Source organism: Rhodococcus sp. W8901, assembly GCF_013348805.1.
Lineage (GTDB): Bacteria > Actinomycetota > Actinomycetes > Mycobacteriales > Mycobacteriaceae > Prescottella.
On record NZ_CP054690.1, the window covers coordinates 4347296 to 4368602 of the forward strand.

A 21307-nucleotide genomic window follows, 5' to 3' on the forward strand; every position below is an offset into this window, starting at 1 on the left:
GGAATCCGGGGGGATGAGCGTGACAGTTCTGCATGCCGGGCACTCGGCCGGTGCAGCTACCGGTTCACGGCCGCGGGGAGCGGCCGACCTGTGTCGACTGACGATTCTGGCGCCGCACACACAGATCGATCTCGCCCTCCCGAACACGGTTCCCGTCGAACTGCTGATCCCGGGCATCGCCGACCTCGTCGATCGCCACAGTGCCGCAAACGACTTCGATGTCGCCGGCGAACGCACGGAACCGGCGCGGTGGACCCTCGCGCGACTGGGGCAGCCACCGCTCTCGCCGGCGCTGAGCCTGCGCGAGCACGGGGTGCTCGACGGCGAACTCCTCGTGTTCGACAGCATCGAGGCCGGGTCTCCCCCACCGCTGTTCGACGACATCATGTACAACGTGGCGGTCGCCGACACCGGCCACACCCGCGCCTGGACTCCGCGGATCGCACGCCTGACCGGGTCCGCCCTCGCGATCGCCGCGACGGTCGCCGGGTCGTTCACGCTGCTGCAGACCGACGGCGCCACCGAATCCCTCGTGGGCGCGGTGTGTGCACTGGTGACGATGGTCCTGTTCGTGGTCGCCGGGGCGGTCGTGAGCAGGGTCTACGGTGACACGGCCGCGGCCCTGACGCTGAGCACCGCCGCGCTGCCGACGGCATTCGCGGCCGGTGCGCTGCTCGTTCCCGGCGACCGCGGTGCGCCCCATGTTCTCCTGGGGCTGGTCATGGTCGGTGCCACCGCGGTACTCGCTCTGCGCACCGCGGGGGTCGGGTACGGCGTGTTCACCGCGGCCGCGACGGTCTCGCTGATCGGGTCCGGCACCGCGCTGGTGGCGACGCTGACCGACCAGTCGCTGCGCGCGGTCGGATCGATGCTCGTCGGCGCCGCACTGATCGGTCTCGTGTTCGCGGCGCGGGTGGCGATGCTGCTCGCCAAGCTCCCACTGCCGCCGGTGCCCGCCCCCGGTACGTCGGTCGACCCGGCGGAGGACGACCCCGACGATGCCCGCAAGGTCCCGTCGTTCGAGTCCGTCGCCACCCGAGCGGACCGCGCGCGGCGTTACCTCACCGGGTTGGTCTGCGCGATGACCCTGCTCACGGCGTCCGGTGCACTGCTGGCCTCCGTGCCGACGTCGGCGTCCGGGATCTACTGGCCGGGGACCGGACTGGCCCTGGCCGCGGCGACCGTGCTGATGTTCCGCGGACGGACCTACACCTCCGCGGAGCAGGCGGTGCCATTGGTCGGCGGCGGCGGCGCGATCGTCGTCCTGCTGTGTGCCGGCACGGCGTTCGCCGTCCCCGCCGCGGCGCTGGGACTGTTCGCCGTCTCGGTGCTGGTCGTCACCGCGGCCCTCGCCTTGGGAATCGTCGCGCCACAACGGAACTTCTCGCCCGTCCAACGGCGCGTCGCCGAGTTGGTCGACTACGCCGTGATCGCCACTGTTGTCCCACTGGTCTGCTGGGTGTCCGGGCTCTTCGCCGCCGTCCGGGGACTGTGAGCCCGGCCGTGAACCGGGGCCGACGACGTCGGTGGTCGGGCGCCTCCACGGTGACCGCGCTGGTTGCCCTGACGGCGACGATCGGCACAGGTGTGGGCGGGGCCGCCGTCCCGGCTCCGATCGATCCCGGCAAGCTGCCGGCGCGTACGCGACCGGCACCGTTGGCACCGACCGAGCAGCGCAACGCGTGCGCGACGGCACTGCCGATGAAGGAGAGCCCCGAGGTGCCGCTGCCGCAGCGCACCATGGACTTCGCGTCGGTGTGGCCGCTGACCCGCGGCGCCGGCCAGGTGATCGCGGTCATCGACACCGGAGTGTCACGACACCCCCGGCTGCCACAGCTGACGGCGGGCGGCGACTACGTCTCGAACGGCGACGGGACCGGCGACTGCGATGCCCACGGCACCATCGTGGCCGGGCTGATCGCGGCCGCGCCCGTTCCCGGCTCCGGTTTCGCCGGAGGCGCACCGGACGCGCGGATCGTCACCATCCGCCAGTCCAGCGCCAACTTCTCCGAGGTCCGCCGCAACGAGGACCCGAACGACGTGCAGAACTCGAGTGGCTACGGCAACACCCAGACCATGGCGATGGCCGTGCGTGAGGCCGCGGACGCGGGCGCGACCGTCATCAACATCTCGGAAGTGGCGTGCCGTTCGGCGGCGGACGGCATCGGCGATCAATCCCTCGGCGCCGCGGTCCAGTACGCGGCGACCGTGAAGAACGCGGTCGTCGTCGCGGCCGCCGGAAACTACCAATCCGGCGGGTGCACCGCCCAGAACCCGCCGGCCGACCCCCTCGATCCGAACGCCGATCCGTGGGATTCGGTATCCACCATCGCGACCCCGGCGTGGTACGACGACTATGTGCTGACCGTCGGATCGGTGGATCCGGACGGGTCGGCATCGAGCTTCAGCCTCGGCGGGCCCTGGGTGGACGTTGCGGCCCCCGGTACCGGCATCGTCTCGCTCAGCCCGGACGGGCGCGGTCAGACCAGCGCATGGTTGACCTCACAGGGACAGCAGAGTCCTTTCGCCGGAACGAGTTTCGCCGCACCACTGGTCTCGGCCACCGTCGCCCTCGTCCGGGCCCGCTTCCCGCAGCTCACCGCACAGCAGGTGATCGAGCGGATCGAGGCCACCGCGCACGCACCGGCCGAGGGGTGGAATCCCTTCGTCGGGCACGGCGTCGTCGACCCGGCCGCCGCCGTCAGTGCCGATCTTCCGCTCGACGGCGGCGCGGCCGGCGGACCCGTCTCGGCCCCGGTGGCGGCCCCGCAACCGGTCGAGGAGGACACGCGGCCGCGCACGGTGGCGCTGGCCGCGACCGGTGGGATCGTCGCGGTGGCGATGCTCGGCGTACTCGCCTCGTTTCCACTGCGCCGGCGGCGCAATTAACCGCAAGTAACTGCGGCGCCGGTCAGTTCCCCGCCGCGACCGGTGCAGGGTTGCTGTCGGGTGCGATGCCGTCGTGGGCGACGAGGGCTTCCTCGCGGCCGAGTGTCGGTCCGGGGGCGAGGAGTTCGACGATCCGCCACGGCGCCGGGGCGCCCGGGGTGTCGAAGCCGAGTGCCTTGGCCGCGTCGGCGTTCTTCACGCCGTACCGGACGCCGGTGTCCGCCACGAAGAACATGCCGCCCTTGCGGGAGCTGCCGGATTCGAGGCCGGTCGTCTGCACGAATCCGCTACTGCCGGGGCTCACGTACACCTCGTCGGCGTTGTCACCGGGCCCGTCCGCCTGTGCCAATCGGACGGTCCGCGCCTGGTCCGGGATCGGCAGGGCGCGGCCGGCCGAGACCGTGAGCACCGCGTCGACCCGGCCGGACTCGTCACCCGCGGCGGCGCCCTGGGGAGTCCAGGTGAGGCAGCTGACCGGGTCGTCGGCCGCCTCCACGAGCCGCGGCGGGACGCTCGGGAAGGTCGAGACGTCGAGGCCGTGCACGGTGGGTACGTCGGCGAGGGCATCGGGCGTGACCGCGGCCATCTCCGACTGTCCCTGCGAGTCGGAGAACTGGATGAGGAACGCGGTCGCGGCGCTGATCTCCTGCACTCCGTCGCGCAACACCACGTAATAGTGGGCGTCGTCGCCGCGCATGACTTTGACGACAGAACCTATTGTCCGTCCGGCCATTCCGAATGCCGGGGTGTTCCCAGCGTCCTCGATGTGGGGCGGCGTGATCGGCAGCGCCTCGGGGATCGCGTTGAGCATGCCCCGGCTGACCGGGCGTGGCCGCACACCTTCGAGTCCCAGGGCCCGGGCCACCGCCTGGTCGTTCAGGTCGATCGGAGCGCGGCGGCCGTCGTACACCAGGAACGTCTCGTCGGAGTGGGATACCAGCAGCGCCTCGTCCGTGTCGAGTCGACCCGCGCGCTCGCTCCATGTCGGTTCGCCGACAGCCACCGTGGTTGTGACGGAACGGCTTCCGCCCGGCGCCACCGTGTCGCACACCGTCCAGGACTGTCCGTCGGCACCGCCGCCGTCGGGTAGCGCGGACGGTGCCCCGGGAATCCCGACGAGGGCACCACGAGGGCGCGTGTCGATCTCGGATTCCTTGATCATCACCGGGCGGGCCGACTCCCCGATCACGAGCCGCGCCGACGCCAGATTCAACACGGGGTGCAGCGTGCCGTTCGTGACGACAAACATTGCACCCGAACTCTTTCCGACGACGATCGAGGCGTCGCCGATCTTGTCCTGCGGCCGGATCAGCGCGAGAGCCGCGCACGCCGCAAGGCCGAGGCACGCCACGACCACACCGACCGCGAGCGCCCGCGACTGCGAGCGCATCGGGTCGTGCAGCATGCGCACGTCCCGCCGGACGAGCGCGTGTTCCATGCGACGAACCAGGAATCGATACCCGCTGACCTGCCATCGCGTAGTCGGCTGTGCTGCCATGTTCCCTCCCCCATGAGGCGCACGCTACGGACCCACACAGTACAGTTCGCGTGAAAACACACTTCGGCGGTCGACTACTCGGTCCGTCTGGTTCAGGTATCGGGGAGGATCCGTGGACCAATTCCGTGCCCGACGCCGTCGGCACACGCCCGCCGTACTGGTGGCGACCGTGATCGTCGCACAGGTTCTCGCGGCCGTCGCGTGCCTGCTCGCGCTGCTCGCCGGGCTGCCACTGTGGGCCGCGGTCGTCACAGCCGTCGTCGCCGGCGCCGTGATGTTCGTGCGGGTCGGTGGCCGCATGACGTTGTCCTGGGCCGAGGCGGCGTGGCTCTTCGTGCGCAACCGGCGGCCCGCCGCGGGGCACTCCGCGGACTTCCGTTCGCCCGGCGAGTCCGTGGGGTTGCACTGGGTCGACGGCCAGGTCCAGGCGGTCGTGGAACTGCTCCCACCGCAGCGGGGCTGGACCCGGATCACGCGCGAGACGTTCGATTCGGGCGAGCACGTTCCGGTTTCGGCCCTCGCCGACTGCCTCGAACAGCACGACGTCAGCCTGAGCGGAATCGACATCGTCAGCCACGGCAGTCGCGCGGTCTCCGGCACTCCGGCTGCCGACGTGTACGACAGCCTCGTCGGACCACTGCCCGCCGCCGCGCAGCGCAGCGTGTGGATCGTCCTGCGCTTCGATGCGGCCGACCACGTGGAATCGATCGCCCGCAGGGGCGGCGGCGAGGAGGGTGCGTCGCGTACCGTGGCCGTCGCGGCACGTCGGGTGGTCCGGGCGCTCGCCGACGCCGGGTGCCGCTCACGCATCCTGACGGCGTCCGAGATCGAGTCGGCCGCGGCACGCATCTGCCGCGGTGTCCATCCGGTCGCGATGGACCAGGACTGGTCCCACGTGCCGTTGCCGGGGGTGTTCAACGTCGGCAACGCAGTCGATCCCGGACATCTCTCACGGGAGGTGCTCACCGCCGTGTGGGCGGCGCCGAGTCTCGGGACCACCGTGGCAGTTCGCCTGCGCCCGTCGGACAGACCGAGATCCGTGCGGGCCGGCGCAGCCTTCCGGCGGACGGTACGGAGCGCACCGGAACGTCTCGGCATTCCCGGCACGATCTCGATGCAGGGTCGCCACCGCGACGCCCTGTTGTCGCACCTGCCCACGTCCTCGCCCGAACTCGACGGCCTGACGCCGATGTCCGAGTTCGACCGGGCGGATCTCGACGCACTCGCACTGCCCGTCGCGGGCTGCGGCCAGCTCGTGGGCTCCGACGCACACGGGCACGCGGTGACGGCCCGAGTCACCGGACGCGGCGTCGGCGACGTGTACATCGCCGGCGAGCTGTATCTGGCTCAGCAAATGGTCTTCCGGGCGGTCGCGACCGGCGCCCGCGTCCTGGTCCACACCGATCGCCCACACGCGTGGGCGACGCTGATCGGTACCGTCGCAACCCCGACCCGACTACGCGCGGCGGCCGAATCCTCGTGGTCCGATACGGGATTCGACACGATCGTCGTGGACGGCGTCCCGGCCCCGCCTACGCGGGCCGGCGTCACGACCATCCATCTCCACAGCCATCCGCAGCAGTGGCCGTCGACGGCCCCGCACCTGACGATCGTGCAGCCGGGAGCGGCCGGCGATCGGGTGGTGCTGACCACCGGCGACCGCCACGTCGAACTGGCGTTGGTAACGATCTCGTCCGAGACCGCATTCATCGGGCACGGACGCACCCCCGCGGGACTGGCCGCCGCCCGTTGACCGTCAGCCCGGATACGGTCTCCGCTCGCGCTGTGACCGGAGGGCGTCGGCCCACCACTCCAGCTGCGTGAGCATCCGCTCGGCGGCATCGTTCGCGGCGCCGTCGTCCGGGTCGAAATGTTTGCGGGCCTGGTGAAAACTGACGGCCTCCCGGATCGACACCATGTGCACTTCGGCCACGACCTGACGAAGTTGCTCCACTGCGCGCAGCCCGCCCGACATTCCGCCGTACGCGACGAACCCGATCGGTTTGGCCCGCCACTCGTACTTGACCGTGTCCAGCGCGGTCTTGAGCGCCGCCGGGTATCCGTGGTTGTACTCGCTCGTCACCACCACGAACGCATCGGCGTTCCCGATACGTTCGGTGAACCGCTCGACGTCGGACGTGTGCGAAAGATCCTGGGGCAGAGCCGCATCTGCGAGATCGAGGACGGAGGTGTCGAAGGCGTCGCGCACACGGGCCCGCTCGACGAACCAGTCCACGACCACCGGCGCGAACCGCCCGGCGCGGACACTGCCCACGATCACTTCCAGTCGCAGCGGCCGGATCGGTTCGGTCATCGGCACACTCCCTTCCCGGTCCGATCCTAGAGCGCGCGGTCAGAGTCCGCGGGTCAGCAGGATCGCCAGCTCCTGGTAGGCCTGGGCGTCGTCGAGGCCGGTCGAGGCCGCCACCTGACGCTGCTGGATCCGCACCATCGCGGCCGCCGCGATGTCGCCGACGAACGCCGCGTGCGCGTCGCGAAGTTCGGCGGCGGCGACGCCCTCGGTGATGAGTTCCTGCACCCGACGCGCCGCGAACCGCGTGTTGCGCTCGTACACCTCGCGCGCCGCCGAGTCACCCGCGAGATCCTCCATGAACCGCGCCGACGCCGGCCGCAGCTGTTCCCCCACCGCCTCCAGGTACATCCGGATCCGTTCGCGGGCACCGACTGCACCGGCGAGGCTCGCCTCGACCCGGTCTGTAGCGCCTCGGAAGAAGTGCACCGTAGCCGCCCGCACCAGCTGTTCCTTGCTGTCGGCAAGCCGATACAACGTGGACTTGGAGCAGTGCAGGCGTGCCGCGAGATCGTCGAGCGTGAGGTGCGCGAACCCCTCCACGAGGATGAGATCCACGAGCGCGTCGAACAGCGCGAGGCGTCGCGCCGTCATCTTCACCGGGGTTGCCATACGCGAAACAGTACTGCAGTATCGATCTCAGTACTACTTTCCGCTCTCGGTCCACCATGAGGAGACCACCGTGCCCGTCGAACGCCTGCTGCCCACCCAGGAAGCCCACGACCTGATCGACCTCACCCGCGAGGTCGCCGACAAGGTGCTGGCGCCGATCGTCGACGAACACGAGAAGAACGAGACGTTCCCCGACGGCGTCTTCCCCGCCCTCGGCCGTGCCGGACTGCTGAGCCTGCCGTACCCCGAGGAGTTCGGCGGCGGCGACCAACCCTACGAGGTGTACCTGCAGGTCCTCGAGGAGATCGCGGCCCGATGGGCGGCCGTGGCCGTCGCGACCAGCGTGCACAGCCTGTCGTGCTTCGCGCTCGCCACCCACGGCACCGACGACCAGAAGGCGAAGTGGCTGCCCGACATGCTCGGCGGCGAGACCATCGGCGCCTACAGCCTCTCCGAACCCCAGGCCGGCTCCGACGCCGCGGCGCTGACGTGCCGGGCCACCGAAGTGGACGGCGGATTCCGGATCAACGGCAGCAAGGCGTGGATCACCAACGGCGGTCGGGCGGACTTCTACACCCTGTTCGCCCGCACGAGCGACGAAGGCGCCCGCGGCATCTCGTGCTTCCTCGTTCCGAAGGGCACCGAGGGACTGAGCTTCGGCAAGCCGGAGGAGAAGATGGGCCTGCGCGCGGTCCCCACCACCGCCGCACACTACGACGACGCCTTCGTCCCCGGCGAGCGACTGATCGGCAAGACCGGACAGGGCCTGCCCATCGCGTTCAGCGCGCTGGACTCGGGCCGCCTCGGCATCGCTGCGGTGGCGGTCGGACTCGCGCAGGGCGCCCTCGACGACGCCGTCGCATACGCCAAGGAGCGCAAGGCTTTCGGCAAGCGAATCATCGACCACCAGGGTCTGGGCTTCGTGCTCGCCGACATGGCGGCCGCCGTCGACTCGGCCCGCGCCACCTACATCGACGCCGCCCGCCGCCGCGACGCCGGTCTGCCCTACTCCCGGAATGCCTCCGTCGCGAAGCTCGTCGCGACCGATGCGGCCATGAAGGTCACAACCGACGCGGTCCAGGTGTTCGGCGGCTACGGCTACACCCAGGACTTCCCCGTCGAGCGGTACATGCGCGAAGCGAAGATCACGCAGATCTTCGAGGGCACCAACCAGATTCAGCGACTGGTCATCGCCCGCCAGCTCGCGGGCTGACGCTCAGCCGCCGCAACATCCGAGGCTGCCCGGATCGATCGCACTGCGCGTCTCCCGGGTGGCCTCGTTGCGTGCGGCGAGATCCTCGTCGGCGGGATAGTCGACCCGGACCAGCGAAAGTCCGTGTGCCGGAGCGACGGCCACTGCGCTGGCACGTTCACGCTCGGAGAGCAGACCCGCCATCCAGTCGACCGTGCGACGGCCCTCGCCGACTGCCAGCGCGGCGCCGACCAGACTGCGCACCATCGACCAGCAGAAAGCGTCGGCGGTGACGAACGCCGTCAACTCGTGACCCGATTGCTCCCAATCGAAGCGCTGGAGTTCGCGCACCGTTGTCGCGCCCTCCCGCCGCTTGCAGAACGCGGCGAAGTCGTGCAGCCCTAGCAGCCGCGACGACGCCGCCCGCATCGCGTCGACGTCCACATTCTTCGGCCACGCGACCGTATCGCGGGCCCGCAACGGATCGACGCCGTACGGTGCCGTCGTGAGGCGGTACTCGTAGTGTCGGCGGATCGCGGAGAACCGCGCATCGAAGTGCTCTGGCGCAAAGGAGACGTTCTTGACCCGCACGTCGCGCGGGAGGAAACGGGCCAGGCGCCGGACCAGTCGCGACGGATCGTCCGGAATCATGTCGGCCGGCACGTCGACGTGCGCGACCTGGCCGCTCGCGTGCACGCCGGCGTCGGTGCGACCGGCGACCGTGAGCAGAACAGGGGTGCGCACGATCGCACTGAGCTTCTCCTCGATCTCGCCGCACACCGTGCGGCGGCCGGGCTGACGCGCCCACCCGGAGAAGTCGGTGCCGTCGTACGAGATGTCGAGCCGCAATCGAACGAACCCGCCGTCCCCAGAGGGAACGACGGGTTCGTTCGATTCAGCATGTGCCGAAACCAAGTGGACTAGTCCTTCTTGGCCTCGTCGGCGTCGGCTGCGGTCGCGGTCTCGTCTTCGACGGCCTCGATCACTGCGTCTGCGTTCTCGACCTCTGCCTCGGTGGCGTCGGCCTCGACGGCCTCCACCACGTTCTCCTCGGCGGGGGCCTGCGAAGCCGCAACGCGACGAGCGCGGTCGGCCTCGGAGGTGACCGTCTTCTCCTGGACGAGCTCGATGATTGCCATCGGAGCGTTGTCGCCCTTACGGGGAATGGTCTTGATGATGCGGGTGTATCCGCCATTGCGGTCGGCGTAGAACGGACCGATCTCCGCGAACAGGGTGTGCACGACATCCTTGTTGCGGATCACCTTGAGAACCTCACGACGGTGCGCCAGGGTTCCAGCCTTGGCATGCGTCACGAGCTTCTCGGCGTACGGACGCAGGGCCTTGGCCTTGGCCTCCGTGGTGGTGATTCGGCCGTGCTCGAAAAGAGCAGTCGCCAGGTTGGCGAAGATCGCCTTCTGGTGCGACGCCGACCCGCCGAAGCGGGCACCCTTCTTGGGCTTGGGCATTGGAGCTCCTCTAGGGCTCGCCCAGCACATTTGCCCATGTGCCGGGGGCTACGGGTTAAAGCTGTTCGGTCTCGGCGTAGTCCTGCTCGGTCCCGTCAGCGTCGCTGAAGGAACCGGCATCCGTGTCGCTCCACGTCCCGGTGGCGGCGTCGTAGCCGGCAACGGTGGTGGGGTCGAAGGACGCAGGGCTGTCCTTGAGGGCGAGGCCGAGCGAATGGAGCTTGACCTTCACCTCGTCGATGGACTTCTGTCCGAAATTGCGGATGTCCAGCAGATCGGACTCGGTACGACCAACCAGCTCGCCGACGGTGTGAACACCCTCGCGCTTGAGGCAGTTGTAGGAACGGACCGTGAGGTCCAGATCCTCGATGGGGAGTCCGAAGGAAGCGATGTGATCGGCCTCGGCGGGCGAGGGTCCGATCTCGATGCCTTCTGCTTCGACGTTCAGCTCACGGGCCAGGCCGAAGAGCTCAACCAGGGTCTTGCCCGCCGAAGCGAGCGCATCCCGAGCGGTGATGGAATTCTTGGTCTCGACGTCGAGAATCAACCGATCGAAGTCGGTGCGCTGCTCGACGCGAGTGGCCTCCACCTTGTAGGTGACCTTGAGCACCGGCGAGTAGATCGAGTCGACCGGGATACGGCCGATCTCGGCGCCGGACGCCTTGTTCTGGACGGCGGGGACGTAGCCGCGACCGCGCTCGACAACGAGCTCGATCTCCAGCTTGCCCTTGTCGTTCAGGGTGGCGATGTGCAGATCCGGGTTGTTGACCGTGACACCTGCCGGCGGAACGATGTCGCCTGCAGTCACGGCACCGGGGCCCTGCTTGCGGACGTACATGGTGACCGGCTCGTCCTCTTCGGAGCTCACGACCAGGCCCTTGAGGTTCAGGATGATGTCGGTGACATCTTCCTTCACACCCGGGACGGTGGTGAACTCGTGCAGGACGCCGTCGATACGGATGCTGGTGACAGCAGCGCCGGGGATCGACGACAGCAGGGTGCGGCGCAGCGAATTGCCGAGGGTGTACCCGAAGCCTGGCTCGAGGGGCTCGATGACGAACTTCGAGCGGTTTTCAGCGATGACCTCTTCGGTCAGCGTGGGTCGCTGAGAAATGAGCATTGGATTTCCTCCTGTACGGGCGTCCGCTATATGACGCCCACGATGGGAAAGGCTTGGGGCCTGTGAGTGGCCGGCGAACCGGCCACTCACAGGCATTACGCCTTACTTCGAGTAGTACTCGACGATCAGCTGTTCCTGCAGCGGAACCTCGATCTGCGCACGCTCGGGGAGCTGGTGCACCAGGATGCGAAGACGTCCACCGACCACCTGCAGCCAACCCGGGATCGGGCGGTCGCCCTGGGTCTCGCGGGCGATCTGGAAGGGCAGCGTCGCCAGCGACTTCTCGCGGACATCGATGATGTCGTACTGCGAGACGCGGTAGCTGGGGATGTCGACCTTCTTGTTGTTCACGAGAAGGTGACCGTGCGTGACCAGCTGACGCGCCTGGCGGCGGGTGCGAGCGAGGCCTGCGCGGTACACGACGTTGTCGAGACGCGACTCCAGGATCTGGAGCAGGTTCTCACCGGTCTTACCGGGGCGGTTGACCGCCTCCTGGTAGTAGCGACGGAACTGCTTCTCCATGACGCCGTAGGTGAAGCGAGCCTTCTGCTTCTCCTGCAGCTGGAGCAGGTACTCGCTCTCCTTGATCCGCGCGCGGCCGTGCTGTCCCGGCGGGTACGGGCGCCGCTCGAACGCCTGGTCGCCTCCGACGAGGTCGACGCGCAGACGACGCGACTTGCGGGTGATGGGTCCGGTATAACGTGCCATGTTCTTTTACCTATCCTTCCCGCTACTTAAACCCGACGCCGCTTGGGCGGACGGCAGCCGTTGTGCGGCTGGGGGGTGACATCGGAGATGGTGCCGACCTCGAGGCCTGCAGCCTGCAGCGAGCGGATCGCGGTCTCGCGGCCCGAACCCGGACCCTTGACGAAGACGTCGACCTTCTTCACGCCGTGCTCCTGCGCCTTGCGGGCAGCGTTCTCAGCAGCGAGCTGAGCAGCGAACGGCGTCGACTTACGCGAGCCCTTGAAGCCCACGTGGCCCGACGACGCCCAGGAGATGACGTTGCCGGCCGGGTCGGTGATCGACACGATCGTGTTGTTGAAGGTGCTCTTGATGTGAGCGGCACCGTGCGGGACGTTCTTCTTGTCCCTGCGACGCGCCTTCTGGGTCTTCTTCGGACCGGTGCTACGTGACTTAGGAGGCATTACTTCTTCTTCCCTGCGACGGTGCGCTTCGGACCCTTACGGGTGCGCGCGTTGGTCTTGGTGCGCTGACCACGCACGGGCAGACCACGACGGTGGCGCAGGCCCTGGTAGCAGCCGATCTCGATCTTGCGACGGATGTCGGCCTGCACCTCGCGGCGCAGGTCGCCCTCAACCTTCACCGACTCCTCGATGTACTCGCGGAGCTTGGCGAGGTCCTCGTCGGTCAGGTCCTTGCTGCGCAGGTCCGGGTTGACACCCGTGGCAGACAGGATCTCCTTGGAGGTGGTACGGCCGATGCCGTAGATGTAGGTCAGTGCGATCTCCATGCGCTTTTCGCGAGGAAGATCGACACCTGCGAGACGTGCCATGTGGCATTCCTATCGGTGTGCGGAGGTCTGCTCCCAGTCCGTCCCCTGCGTAAGACTCTGCGTTCGAATCGCAGTGGGGCCCCGGCCTCCGTGCCGGGGGTAGACCGTTACCTGCCTTCGGGATATCTCCCTGGGCCCGGGTAGCGGTTGGTGCTGAGAGGTCTTCTTTGCGCTTGTTGCCAAGCAGATCTCGAAGAAGCCGTGAACTGCTGGGATTAACCCTGACGCTGCTTGTGACGCAGGTTCTCGCAGATCACCATGACGCGCCCGTTACGGCGAATCACCTTGCACTTCTCGCAGATCTTCTTGACGCTAGGCTGAACCTTCACGTTGCGTCTGATCTCCTGTTGTCTGTCCGCCGGACGGCGGACACAGTTTTCCCCGGCCGGTGTGGCCGGGGAAGCTTTTACTTGTAGCGGTAAACGATGCGTCCACGCGACAGGTCGTAGGGCGACAGCTCCACGACCACGCGGTCCTCGGGAAGGATGCGAATGTAGTGCTGCCGCATCTTGCCGCTGATGTGTGCGAGGACCTTGTGGCCGTTTTCCAGCTCAATGCGGAACATCGCATTGGGCAGCGGCTCGACAACTCGTCCCTCGACCTCGATGGCCCCGTCCTTCTTAGCCATATCCTCCGCGATCCGTTGAGTGGCGTTTGGATGCATCGGCTACCGTCACCGGTATCCGCTACAGGGCGGCCCTGCAGGCGTTATCGGTCGAGAACGACTCCCCGGCACGAGGCCGGACAGGCAGACAACCGATACGCAGGGCGCACCGTTGATCCATCTTACCGACATTTCCCAACCAGGCCAAATGCGGCCTCGAGTCGGTACGACCGGCCGCCACCCGGAAGCGCCACGAAGCCTCGCCGAAGCCTCGCCGAAGCCTCCGAGAAACCTCCGAGAAACCTCCGAGAAGGGATACGCACCTCACATGCGCGCACTCGTCCAACGCGTCACTTCGGCAGCCGTCGAGGTCGACGGCGAGGAGGTCGGCCGGATCGAGCCGGGAGACGGAGGGCAGGGACTGCTCGTCCTTCTCGGCGTCGGACACGACGACGACCCCACCGCGGCGTCGAACCTCGCGCGTCGGGTGTGGCGACTGCGCATCCTCGACGACGAGAAGTCCGCGTCCGATGTCGGCGCGCCGATCCTGGTCGTCAGCCAGTTCACCCTCATGGCCGACACCCGCCGCAGCCGCCGACCGTCGTGGTCCCCTGCCGCGCCCCGCGCCGTGGCCGAACCACTCGTCGACGCCTTCGCCGAAGCGCTCCGGGAACTGGGTGCCACCGTCGAGGCCGGCCGGTTCGGCGCAGACATGCGGGTCAGCCTCGTCAACGACGGACCGGTCACCGTCCTGCTCGACGGCTGACCCGCGGCCCGTCCGAGGAAACGCAGAAACGCCGAACGGGCAGTGGGTGACCCACTGCCCGTTCGGCGTCTTCGAGATCTTCAGTTGTCCCCGGGACGCAGGGTGAGGATCCGCGGACCGTCCTCGGTCACCGCGACGGTGTGCTCCCAGTGGGCGGCACGGCTTCCGTCGGTGGTCACCACGGTCCAGTCGTCGGCCAGCACCTCGGTCTCGTACGTACCGAGCGTGAGCATCGGCTCGATCGCGAGGACCGACCCGATCACCAGATGCGGGCCCTTACCGGGGGCACCCTCGTTCGGCAGGAACGGATCCATGTGCATCTCACGGCCGATCGCGTGACCGCCGTAGCCGTCGACGATTCCGTAGGACCTGCCGTGCAGCTTCTCCGCTGCATGCGTGCCCAGCTCGATGGCGTGCGAGACGTCGGTGAGCCGGTTGCCGTCGATCATGGCGGCGATACCGGCCTCCATCGAGAGCCGGGTCGCCTCGCTCAGCTGAGCGTCCGCTTCGCTGAGAGTGCCGACGCCGAACGTCCACGCGGAGTCGCCGTGCCAACCGTCGAGAATCGCCCCGCAGTCGATCGACACCAGATCGCCCTCGACCAGGATGTCGTCGGCGGACGGGATACCGTGCACGACCCGATCGTTGACCGACGAGCAGATGGATCCGGTGAACCCGTGGTATCCGAGGAACGACGGCACCGCGCCGGCGTCCCGGATGACGGATTCGGCGACCCGGTCGAGCTCGAGCGTGCTGACACCCGGCTTGGCCGCATCCCGCACCGCCACGAGGGCGGCCCCGACGATCGCGCCCGCAGCCGCCATGGCGTCGAGCTCACCCGCCGTGCGGAACGGAACGACCTTGCGCTTGCGGCCGAATGCCATTACTTCCCCAGCGCGGCCAGGGCGCGGGCGTTGACCTCTTCGACAGCGCCGACAGCGTCGACGGTGACGATATGGCCGGCGTAGTAGTCGAGCAGGGGTGCGGTCTCCTCGCGGTAGACGCGCATGCGGTTGCGGATGACGTCCTCGGTGTCGTCGGCGCGACCACGGGCGAGCATCCGCTCGACCACGACGTCGTCATCGACGTCGAACGCGAGCACACCGTCGAGCTTGGCGCCCAGGCCCTCGAGGATGCCCTCCAGTGCCTTCGCCTGATCCACCGTGCGCGGGAACCCGTCGAGCAGGAAGCCGTTGGCGGCGTCGGGCTCGGCCACGCGGGCCTTCACCATGTTGTTCGTGATCTCGCTGGGAACCAGGTCACCTGCGTCGAGGTACTTCTTGGCCTCGAGCCCCAGCGGGGTCTCCTGCCCGATGTTGGCGCGGAACAGATCTCCGGTGGAGATGTGCGGAACGCCCAGCTTCTCGGACAGGATCGCGGCCTGGGTGCCTTTACCGGCACCGGGAGGACCAAGGAGGACAAGTCTCACTTGAGGAACCCTTCATAGTTTCGCTGCATAAGCTGGCTCTCGATCTGCTTAACGGTATCGAGGCCCACACTGACCATAATCAGCACCGCGGTGCCACCGAACGGCAGGTTCGCTGCGCCGCCCGAATTGCCGATATCGAGGAACAGATTCGGCAGGACTGCGATGGTGCCGAGGTAGATGGCACCCGGCAAGGTGATACGGCTCAGTACGTAGTTCAGGTAGTCGGCCGTCGGCCGGCCGGGACGGATGCCCGGGATGAAGCCGCCGAACTTCTTCATCTCGTCCGCGCGTTCCTCCGGATTGAAGGTGATCGCGACGTAGAAGTACGTGAAGAAGACGATCATGCCGAAGTAGATCAGGATGTAGACCGGGTTGGCCGGGTTCACCAGGTACTCGTTGATGAACCGCTGCCACCAGCTCGGATCGGCGCTCGTGTTGGCGCCGGTGAGCTGCGCGATCAGGTTCGGCAGGTAGAGCAGGGACGACGCGAAGATCACCGGAATGACACCGGCCTGGTTGACCTTCAGGGGCAGGTAGGTCGACGAACCTCCGTACATCTTGCGGCCGACCATCCGCTTCGCGTACTGCACCGGGATGCGCCGCTGGCCCTGCTCGACGAAGACGACACCGGCGATGATGGCCAGCGCGGCCACGCACACGAGTGCGAACGTCAGGCCGCCGCGGCTGTCCAGGATGGTCTTGCCCTCGCCCGGAATGCGCGAGGCGATGCCCGCGAAGATCAGCAGCGACATGCCGTTGCCGACACCGCGCTCGGTGATGAGCTCACCGAACCACATCACCAGGGCCGAACCCGCCGTCATGACGAGCACGATGATGATCAGACCGAAGATGCTCTCGTCGGCGATGATCGACTGCGTACAGCCCTGCAGCAGCTGACCTCGGGCCGCGAGGGCCACGATGCCAGTGGCCTGCAGGATCGCGAGCGCGATCGACAGGTAACGCGTGTACTGCGTCATCTTCGCCTGGCCCGATTGGCCCTCCTTGCGGAGTTCCTCGAACTTCGGGATGACGACAGTGAGCAGCTGCACGATAATGCTCGCGGTGATGTACGGCATGATGCCGATCGCGAAGACCGAGAGCTGCAGCAGTGCACCACCCGAGAACAGGTTGATCAGCGAGTAGATGCCGGCAGACTCGCCACCCGACACCTGGTCGATACATGCACGGACATTGCCGTAGTCGACACCGGGAGAGGGCAGTGTCGCGCCGAGGCGATACAGGGCGACGAGACCGAGTGTGAAGAGGATCTTCCGCCTCAGGTCAGGCGTCCTGAGGGCCGAGACAAAGGCGGAAAGCAAAGATCCTCCTGGCGCACGACATACGGGGAGCCAAGTCGAATGACTCGTCCCATGGATTGCAGAACTCTAGAACTCTAACAGTGACACATGAAATCACAGCCCCGTTGCCTGGGGCCGGTTGCTCAACAGTATGCCGACAGGACACCCTGCAGAGCGGCGAATGGCCGCAACTCGGCCCGATTGGGCAGAGTTGCGGCCATTCGACAAGCTAGCTGAGCGAAATCACAGCTCGGTGGTGGTACCACCGGCAGCGGCGATCTTCTCCTTGGCAGCGCCGGAGAACTTGTTCGCGGTGACCTGAACGGCAACCGTGAGCTCACCCTCGGCGAGAACCTTCACGAGCTGGTTCTTGCGAACCGCACCGGCGGCAACGAGCTCGGCAACGCCGATCTGTCCACCCTCGGGGAACAGACGAGCGATGTCGCCGACGTTGACGACCTGGTACTCGGTGCGGAACGGGTTGGTGAAGCCCTTGAGCTTGGGCAGACGCATGTGCAGCGGCATCTGTCCACCCTCGAAGGCGGCCGACACGTTCTTCCGGGCCTTGGTGCCCTTCGTACCGCGACCGGCGGTCTTACCCTTCGAGCCCTCACCGCGACCGACGCGAGTCTTGTCGGTCTTGGCGCCGGGCGCGGGGCGCAGGTGGTGCAACTTGATGGTCATGGTTAGACCTCCTCAACTGTGACGAGGTGGCGCACCACGTTGATCAGACCGCGGTTCTGCGCGTTGTCCTCACGAACGACCGACTGGCGAATGCCCTTCAGCCCGAGGGTGCGCATGCTGTCCCGCTGGTTCTGCTTGGTGCCGATGGTGCTCTTGACCTGGGTGACCTTGAGCTGTGCCATTTACTTCACGCTCCCAGCCTGTGCACGAGCGCGGAGCATGCCGGCCGGAGCAACGTCCTCGATGGGCAGGCCACGGCGAGCCGCAACCTCTTCCGGACGCTGCAGACCCTTGAGGGCAGCAACGGTCGCGTGCACGACGTTGATCGCGTTGTCGCTACCGAGCGACTTCGACAGGATGTCGTGGATTCCCGCGCACTCGAGCACGGCACGCACCGCGCCACCGGCGATAACACCTGTACCGGGGCTGGCCGGACGCAGCATGACCACACCGGCCGCCGCCTCACCCTGGATCGGGTGGGTGATGGTGCTGCCGATCATCGGGACGCGGAAGAAGCTCTTGCGAGCCTCCTCGACACCCTTCTGGATGGCCGCGGGAACTTCCTTGGCCTTTCCGTAGCCGACGCCGACGAGTCCGTTGCCGTCGCCCACGATCACCAGAGCGGTGAAGCTGAAGCGACGACCACCCTTGACGACCTTCGAGACACGGTTGATGGAGACAACCCGCTCGATGAAGTTCGACTTCTCGGCAGCGTTGTCGCGGCGGTTGTCGCGACGGTCACGGCCGCCACGGTTGTCGCCACTGCCGCTGTTCGGCCCATTCTGTCCGGCGGGTCCGCTTCCGCCGTCACGCCTTTGACGTCCCGGCATCAGGCATTCCTTCCGTTAGTAACGTTGGTCATCAGAACTTCAACCCGCCTTCGCGAGCGGCGTCGGCCAGGGCCGCGATGCGACCCGTGTAGGTGTGGCCACCGCGGTCGAAGACCACGGTCTCCACGCCGGCTGCCTTGGCGCGCTCGGCGATCAGCTGACCGACCTTCGCGCCACGGGCGCTCTTGTCGCCGTCCAGCGCACGCACGTCGGCCTCGATGGTCGACGCAGCGGCGAGGGTCTTGCCGGCCAGATCGTCCACCAGCTGCACGTGGATGTGCCGCGCGGAGCGGTTCACCACCAGACGGGGACGCTCCGGGGTGCCGGAGACCTTCTTGCGGAGACGGAAGTGACGACGCGCCTTCGACAGACGACGCGTCGTGGACGCGTCCTTGCCGAGCGGAATCCGCTTGGCTTTCTGATTTGCAGTCTGGCTCATATCACTTACCCGTCTTTCCGACCTTGCGACGGACCTGCTCACCCTCGTAGCGGATGCCCTTGCCCTTGTACGGGTCGGACTTGCGCAGACGACGGATGTTGGCCGCGATCTGGCCGACCTTCTGCTTGTCGATGCCGGTGATCGAGAACCGGGTCGGCGACTCGACAGCGAAGGTGATGCCCTCCGGAGCCTCGATCGGGACCGGGTGGCTGTAGCCGAGCGAGAACTCGAGGTCCTGGCCCTTCAGTGCCACACGGTAACCGACGCCGTGGATCTCCATCTTGGTGGTGTAACCAGCGGTAACACCGATGATCATGTTCTGCACCAGGGTGCGCGACAGACCGTGCAGCGCGCGGCTGCGACGCTCGTCGTCGGGACGGGTGACCTGAAGGGCACCGTCCTCCTGTGCGACCGAGATCGGCTCCGAGACGGTCATCGTCAGGGTGCCCTTGGGGCCCTTGACCGCGACGTCCTGTCCGGTGATGGTCACGTCGACGCCCGCGGGGACGGCGACCGGAATCTTTCCAATACGCGACATAGTGGTGGCCTCCCTTACCAGACGTAGGCGAGGACTTCCCCGCCCACTCCCTGATTGGCCGCCTGACGATCGGTGAGCAGGCCGGAAGACGTGGAGATGATCGCCACGCCGAGGCCGCCCAGGACCTTGGGCAGGTTGGTGGACTTCGCGTACACGCGCAGACCGGGCTTGGAAACACGGCGGACGCCGGCGAGGCTGCGCTCGCGGCTCGGGCCGTACTTGAGGTCGACGATCAGCGTCTTGCCGACCTCGGCATCCTCGGTGCGGTAGTCCGCGATGTAGCCCTCGCGCTTGAGGATCTCGGCGATGTTCGCCTTGATCTTCGAGTGCGGCAGCTTCACCTCGTCGTGGTACGCCGAGTTGGCATTACGCAGACGCGTCAAGAAGTCTGCGATCGGATCAGTCATGGTCATGAGTTGACCTGTGCACCTTTCTCGTTGGGGTTCCCATGCAACACCGGTCCCGGCCCCGCTCCCCCGACAAATCGGATGGAGCGGGGCCGGCCCGGTCGTGGGCCTACAACGAAGTGGTTCTTACCTTCACCGTTCCGCGGGTGCGGAACGGAAGTCTGTGTAACCCGGAGTGGGTTACCAGGAGCTCTTGTGAACGCCCGGCAGTTCGCCGGCGTGTGCCATCTCGCGAACGCAGATACGGCACAGGCCGAACTTGCGGAACACCGCGTGCGGACGGCCGCACTTCTGGCAGCGGGTGTACGCGCGCACCGCGAACTTCGGCTTCTTGTTGGCCTTGTTGACCAGTGCCTTCTTAGCCATGGGCTCAGTTCTCCTTGAACGGGAAGCCGAGGTGCTTGAGCAGCGCACGGCCTTCTTCGTTGTTGGTGGCGGTGGTCACGACGGTGATGTCCATACCGCGCGGACGATCGATCTTGTCCACGTCGATCTCGTGGAACATCGACTGCTCGTTGAGGCCGAACGTGTAGTTGCCGTTGCCGTCGAACTGGGTGCCCGACAGACCGCGGAAGTCCCTGATACGGGGCAGCGCGATCGACACCAGGCGATCCAGGAACTCCCACATGCGGTCGCCACGCAGCGTGACGCGCGCGCCGATCGGCATGCCTTCACGCAGCTTGAACTGCGCGATGGACTTGCGGGCCTTGCGGATCTCGGGCTTCTGACCGGTGATCAGAGCGAGATCGGCAACCGCGCCGTTGATCAGCTTCGCGTCACGGGCGGCGTCGCCGACACCCATGTTGACGACGACCTTGACGACGCCGGGGATCTGCATGACGTTCGCGTAGTCGAACTCCGCGTTCAGCGCGTCCTTGATCTCCGCACGGTAGCGGGCCTTCAGGCGCGGCTGGGTCTTGTTCTCAGTGGAGGTCATGTCAGATGTCCTTCCCGTTCTTCCGGGAAATACGAACGTTCTTGCCGGTCTCCTCATCGGTGCGGTAGCCCACGCGAGTGGGGTTACCGTCCGAGTCGACGACCGCGACGTTGGAAACGTGGATCGGGGCTTCCTGCGTCACGATGCCGCCCGAGGAGGCGCCACGCTCGTTCGCAGAGACCGCGGTGTGCTTCTTGATGCGGTTCACGCCCTCGACCAGGACCTTGTTGGTCGCGGGGAAGGCCTGAATGACCTTGCCCTTCGCGCCCTTGTCCTTGCCGGAGATGACCAGCACGGTGTCACCCTTGTGCACCTTCATCACAGCACCTCCGGGGCGAGCGAGACGATCTTCATGAACTTCTTCTCGCGCAGCTCACGGCCGACGGGGCCGAAGATGCGGGTACCGCGAGGATCGTTGTCCGCCTTGATGATGACGGCAGCGTTCTCGTCGAACTTGATGTACGAGCCGTCCGGACGACGACGCTCCTTGGCGGTGCGGACGATGACGGCCTTGACGACCTCGCCCTTCTTCACGTTTCCACCCGGGACGGCGTCCTTGACGGTGGCGACAATGATGTCGCCGACCCCGGCGTAGCGACGAGACGAGCCACCGAGAACGCGGATGCAGAGAATCTCCTTGGCACCCGTGTTGTCGGCGACGCGCAGTCGCGACTCCTGCTGAATCACTAACTTCTCCTTGACCTGGCTTGTTTCGACCAGAACGAACCACAGTGGCTCGCGCTGATCATGCGCGGCAGATTTCCGACCCGA

The 21307-nt window shown here is 67.1% G+C and carries 29 protein-coding genes; 5 read left to right on the plus strand and 24 right to left on the minus strand.

Annotation, left to right across the window (positions count from 1 at the left end):
* Positions 1-13 precede the first annotated feature (13 nt).
* Positions 14-1495 (plus strand): type VII secretion integral membrane protein EccD, encoded by a 1482-nt coding sequence (eccD, locus tag HUN07_RS20355; protein WP_174912309.1) that lies wholly within the window; start codon positions 14-16, stop codon positions 1493-1495.
* Between the two features lie 50 nt (positions 1496-1545).
* A complete protein-coding gene (gene mycP / locus HUN07_RS20360) occupies positions 1546-2889 on the plus strand; it encodes a type VII secretion-associated serine protease mycosin (protein WP_254622617.1) in 1344 nt (447 codons plus the stop codon).
* A gap of 22 nt (positions 2890-2911) precedes the next feature.
* Here the strand turns inward: mycP and eccB are convergent, their stop codons facing one another.
* The gene (gene eccB / locus HUN07_RS20365; protein ID WP_174912312.1) at positions 2912-4387 is read right to left on the minus strand and encodes a type VII secretion protein EccB; all 1476 of its coding nucleotides are present in this window, start codon (positions 4385-4387) and stop codon (positions 2912-2914) included.
* Between the two features lie 112 nt (positions 4388-4499).
* Here eccB and eccE point away from each other — a divergent pair, with 112 nt between their 5' ends.
* Positions 4500-6140, plus strand: coding sequence for a type VII secretion protein EccE (eccE, locus tag HUN07_RS20370; protein WP_174912315.1), 1641 nt, complete (start codon positions 4500-4502; stop codon positions 6138-6140).
* Positions 6141-6143: 3 nt separating this feature from the next.
* On the opposite strand, the gene HUN07_RS20375 is transcribed toward eccE, so the two are convergent.
* Together HUN07_RS20375 and HUN07_RS20380 are read right to left on the minus strand one after the other, a co-directional pair.
* Positions 6144-6701 (minus strand): NADPH-dependent FMN reductase, encoded by a 558-nt coding sequence (locus tag HUN07_RS20375; protein ID WP_114718871.1) that lies wholly within the window; start codon positions 6699-6701, stop codon positions 6144-6146.
* A gap of 39 nt (positions 6702-6740) precedes the next feature.
* Positions 6741-7310 carry a TetR/AcrR family transcriptional regulator gene (locus HUN07_RS20380; RefSeq protein ID WP_114718870.1) on the minus strand — a complete coding sequence of 190 codons (570 nt, stop codon included), beginning with the start codon at positions 7308-7310 and terminating at the stop codon, positions 6741-6743.
* 70 nt (positions 7311-7380) lie between these two features.
* Between HUN07_RS20380 and HUN07_RS20385 the strand changes: the two genes are divergently transcribed.
* Positions 7381-8523: an acyl-CoA dehydrogenase family protein gene (locus HUN07_RS20385; protein ID WP_114718869.1), complete on the plus strand. Its 1143-nt coding sequence runs from the start codon at positions 7381-7383 to the stop codon at positions 8521-8523.
* 3 nt (positions 8524-8526) lie between these two features.
* On the opposite strand, the gene truA is transcribed toward HUN07_RS20385, so the two are convergent.
* The 8 genes from truA to infA all read right to left on the minus strand — a co-directional run bounded on the left by truA (position 8527) and on the right by infA (position 13232).
* Positions 8527-9417 carry a tRNA pseudouridine(38-40) synthase TruA gene (gene truA / locus HUN07_RS20390; RefSeq protein WP_174912318.1) on the minus strand — a complete coding sequence of 297 codons (891 nt, stop codon included), beginning with the start codon at positions 9415-9417 and terminating at the stop codon, positions 8527-8529.
* A gap of 5 nt (positions 9418-9422) precedes the next feature.
* Positions 9423-9968 (minus strand): 50S ribosomal protein L17, encoded by a 546-nt coding sequence (gene rplQ, locus HUN07_RS20395; protein ID WP_114718867.1) that lies wholly within the window; start codon positions 9966-9968, stop codon positions 9423-9425.
* 55 nt (positions 9969-10023) lie between these two features.
* Positions 10024-11088 (minus strand): DNA-directed RNA polymerase subunit alpha, encoded by a 1065-nt coding sequence (locus tag HUN07_RS20400; protein ID WP_114718866.1) that lies wholly within the window; start codon positions 11086-11088, stop codon positions 10024-10026.
* A 102-nt stretch (positions 11089-11190) separates the two neighbouring features.
* Positions 11191-11796: a 30S ribosomal protein S4 gene (rpsD, locus tag HUN07_RS20405; protein ID WP_114718865.1), complete on the minus strand. Its 606-nt coding sequence runs from the start codon at positions 11794-11796 to the stop codon at positions 11191-11193.
* Positions 11797-11822: 26 nt separating this feature from the next.
* Positions 11823-12236 (minus strand): 30S ribosomal protein S11, encoded by a 414-nt coding sequence (gene rpsK / locus HUN07_RS20410; protein ID WP_005239680.1) that lies wholly within the window; start codon positions 12234-12236, stop codon positions 11823-11825.
* Positions 12236-12604 (minus strand): 30S ribosomal protein S13, encoded by a 369-nt coding sequence (gene rpsM, locus HUN07_RS20415; RefSeq protein ID WP_114718864.1) that lies wholly within the window; start codon positions 12602-12604, stop codon positions 12236-12238. The genes rpsK and rpsM overlap by 1 nt, the downstream gene beginning before the upstream one ends.
* A 215-nt stretch (positions 12605-12819) precedes the next feature.
* Entirely contained in the window at positions 12820-12933 is a 114-nt protein-coding gene (gene rpmJ, locus HUN07_RS20420; protein WP_003938068.1) for a 50S ribosomal protein L36, read from the minus strand.
* 77 nt (positions 12934-13010) lie between these two features.
* On the minus strand, positions 13011-13232 hold the full coding sequence (infA, locus tag HUN07_RS20425) for a translation initiation factor IF-1 (protein ID WP_003418601.1): 222 nt from the start codon (positions 13230-13232) through the stop codon (positions 13011-13013).
* A gap of 304 nt (positions 13233-13536) precedes the next feature.
* Here infA and dtd point away from each other — a divergent pair, with 304 nt between their 5' ends.
* Positions 13537-13974: a D-aminoacyl-tRNA deacylase gene (dtd, locus tag HUN07_RS20430; RefSeq protein WP_174912321.1), complete on the plus strand. Its 438-nt coding sequence runs from the start codon at positions 13537-13539 to the stop codon at positions 13972-13974.
* A gap of 80 nt (positions 13975-14054) precedes the next feature.
* Here the strand turns inward: dtd and map are convergent, their stop codons facing one another.
* The 13 genes from map to rplN form a co-directional block, all read right to left on the minus strand.
* Positions 14055-14858, minus strand: a complete 804-nt coding sequence (gene map, locus HUN07_RS20435) for a type I methionyl aminopeptidase (RefSeq protein ID WP_174912324.1) — start codon at positions 14856-14858, stop codon at positions 14055-14057.
* The gene (locus tag HUN07_RS20440) at positions 14858-15403 is read right to left on the minus strand and encodes an adenylate kinase (protein ID WP_174912327.1); all 546 of its coding nucleotides are present in this window, start codon (positions 15401-15403) and stop codon (positions 14858-14860) included. The genes map and HUN07_RS20440 overlap by 1 nt, the downstream gene beginning before the upstream one ends.
* Positions 15400-16722 carry a preprotein translocase subunit SecY gene (gene secY, locus HUN07_RS20445; RefSeq protein WP_174912330.1) on the minus strand — a complete coding sequence of 441 codons (1323 nt, stop codon included), beginning with the start codon at positions 16720-16722 and terminating at the stop codon, positions 15400-15402. The genes HUN07_RS20440 and secY overlap by 4 nt, the downstream gene beginning before the upstream one ends.
* 222 nt (positions 16723-16944) lie before the next feature.
* Entirely contained in the window at positions 16945-17385 is a 441-nt protein-coding gene (rplO, locus tag HUN07_RS20450; protein ID WP_114718859.1) for a 50S ribosomal protein L15, read from the minus strand.
* Between the two features lie 2 nt (positions 17386-17387).
* Positions 17388-17567, minus strand: a complete 180-nt coding sequence (gene rpmD / locus HUN07_RS20455; RefSeq protein WP_005518394.1) for a 50S ribosomal protein L30 — start codon at positions 17565-17567, stop codon at positions 17388-17390.
* Positions 17568-18215: a 30S ribosomal protein S5 gene (rpsE, locus tag HUN07_RS20460; protein WP_174912333.1), complete on the minus strand. Its 648-nt coding sequence runs from the start codon at positions 18213-18215 to the stop codon at positions 17568-17570. It abuts the gene before it with no gap.
* Between the two features lie 31 nt (positions 18216-18246).
* Positions 18247-18654: a 50S ribosomal protein L18 gene (rplR, locus tag HUN07_RS20465; RefSeq protein WP_114718856.1), complete on the minus strand. Its 408-nt coding sequence runs from the start codon at positions 18652-18654 to the stop codon at positions 18247-18249.
* Position 18655: 1 nt separating this feature from the next.
* Positions 18656-19192: a 50S ribosomal protein L6 gene (gene rplF, locus HUN07_RS20470; RefSeq protein ID WP_114718855.1), complete on the minus strand. Its 537-nt coding sequence runs from the start codon at positions 19190-19192 to the stop codon at positions 18656-18658.
* A gap of 14 nt (positions 19193-19206) precedes the next feature.
* Complete coding sequence (gene rpsH / locus HUN07_RS20475) at positions 19207-19605, minus strand: 30S ribosomal protein S8 (RefSeq protein WP_031937772.1); 399 nt, start codon at positions 19603-19605, stop codon at positions 19207-19209.
* A gap of 174 nt (positions 19606-19779) precedes the next feature.
* Entirely contained in the window at positions 19780-19965 is a 186-nt protein-coding gene (locus tag HUN07_RS20480; RefSeq protein ID WP_107982812.1) for a type Z 30S ribosomal protein S14, read from the minus strand.
* Between the two features lie 4 nt (positions 19966-19969).
* Positions 19970-20536, minus strand: coding sequence for a 50S ribosomal protein L5 (gene rplE, locus HUN07_RS20485; protein WP_114718854.1), 567 nt, complete (start codon positions 20534-20536; stop codon positions 19970-19972).
* 1 nt (position 20537) lies between these two features.
* A complete protein-coding gene (gene rplX, locus HUN07_RS20490; protein WP_114718853.1) occupies positions 20538-20855 on the minus strand; it encodes a 50S ribosomal protein L24 in 318 nt (105 codons plus the stop codon).
* Positions 20855-21223, minus strand: coding sequence for a 50S ribosomal protein L14 (gene rplN, locus HUN07_RS20495; protein ID WP_174912336.1), 369 nt, complete (start codon positions 21221-21223; stop codon positions 20855-20857). The genes rplX and rplN overlap by 1 nt, the downstream gene beginning before the upstream one ends.
* Between the last annotated feature and the right edge of the window lie 84 nt (positions 21224-21307).